At 69.6% G+C, this 1,414-nt stretch carries 1 protein-coding gene; it reads right to left on the bottom strand.

What is annotated here, in order from left to right; all coding sequences use genetic code 11:
* Positions 1–21: 21 nt before the first annotated feature.
* The coding region (locus tag ACNFOC_RS54405) for a MinD/ParA family ATP-binding protein (RefSeq protein WP_416966316.1) at positions 22–1,414 on the bottom strand (1,393 nt) is incomplete at its 5' end.

Genomic DNA, 1,414 nt, shown 5'->3' on the forward strand with positions numbered 1-1,414 from the left:
CAAGTCCTTCGACGTCAACACCTACCGGAAACTGACCGGCGGCGAACTCGCCCCCACTCTGAACTTCGCCACCCGCCTCGACCGGCTCGGCGTCCCGATGTGGATCAGGTACGTCCTGGTGGGCTGCGGCGGTTGGGGCTGCTGTGGTTGCTGCTGGGGGTAGGGACCCGGCTGACCGGGAGCCTGCTGGCCCGGGAACGGCGCGGGGTGACCCGGCGTCTGCTGGCCGGGAGGCGGGCCCGTGTACAACTGCTGCTCCTGGCCGGGGTACTGCTGCTGCCCCGGATAACCCTGCTGTCCAGGCTGTCCTTGCTGGCCCGGGTATCCCGGGTAGCCCTGCTGACCAGGCATCGGCGGGGCCAGTACCGGCGGCGGGTTGCCGTCGCTCGTCCACAGGCCGTGCATCTGCTGGTGGCGGACGAAGTCCTCGGCGACCAGGGCCGCGAGGTTGAAGTACGACTCGCGCACCTTCGGCCGCATCATGTCGAGGTCGACCTCCGCACCGGCGGCGAGATGCTCGTCGAACGGCACGACCACGACACCCCGGCAGCGCGTCTCGAAGTGGCTGACGATGTCCTCCACCTTGATCGTCTTGCCGGTCTCGCGGACCCCCGAGATGACGGTGAGCGAGCGTGAGACCAGGTCGGCGTACCCGTGCGCCGACAGCCAGTCCAGCGTCGTACTCGCGCTGCTCGCACCGTCCACGGACGGCGTCGAGATGATGATGAGCTGGTCGGCGAGGTCGAGCACACCGCGCATCGCGCTGTAGAGCAGACCGGTACCGGAGTCGGTGAGGATGATCGGGTACTGGTTGCCCAGCACCTCGATCGCGCGGCGGTAGTCCTCGTCGTTGAACGTGGTCGAGACGGCCGGGTCGACGTCGTTGGCGATGATCTCCAGACCGGAGGGCGCCTGGGAGGTGAACCGGCGGATGTCCATGTACGAGTTGAGGTACGGGATCGCCTGGACCAGGTCGCGGATGGTCGCGCCGGTCTCGCGGCGCACGCGGCGGCCGAGCGTGCCGGCGTCCGGGTTGGCGTCGATCGCGAGGATCTTGTCCTGGCGCTCGGTGGCGAGGGTGGAGCCGAGCGCGGTGGTGGTCGTGGTCTTGCCGACACCGCCCTTGAGGCTGATCACCGCGATCCGGTAGCACGACAGCACCGGCGTACGGATCAGCTCCAACTTCCGCTGCCGCTCGGCCTCTTCCTTCTTGCCGCCGAGCTTGAACCGCGAGGGCGCGACGCCGGGCCGGCCGCTCTTCGCCTTCTGCTTCTTGTTGCTGAGCAGCCGGTCCGACGACAGCTCCACGGCCGCGGTGTAACCCAGCGGCGCGGCAGCGGGGTTGGTCGGCTGCCGCTGGTCGTGCTGCATGGGCTGCGGCCAGGCGGCGCCGGTGCGGGGGTCGACCGGGGGC

The sequence above is a fragment of the Streptomyces colwelliae genome (genome assembly GCF_048158785.1).
GTDB lineage: Bacteria > Actinomycetota > Actinomycetes > Streptomycetales > Streptomycetaceae > Streptomyces.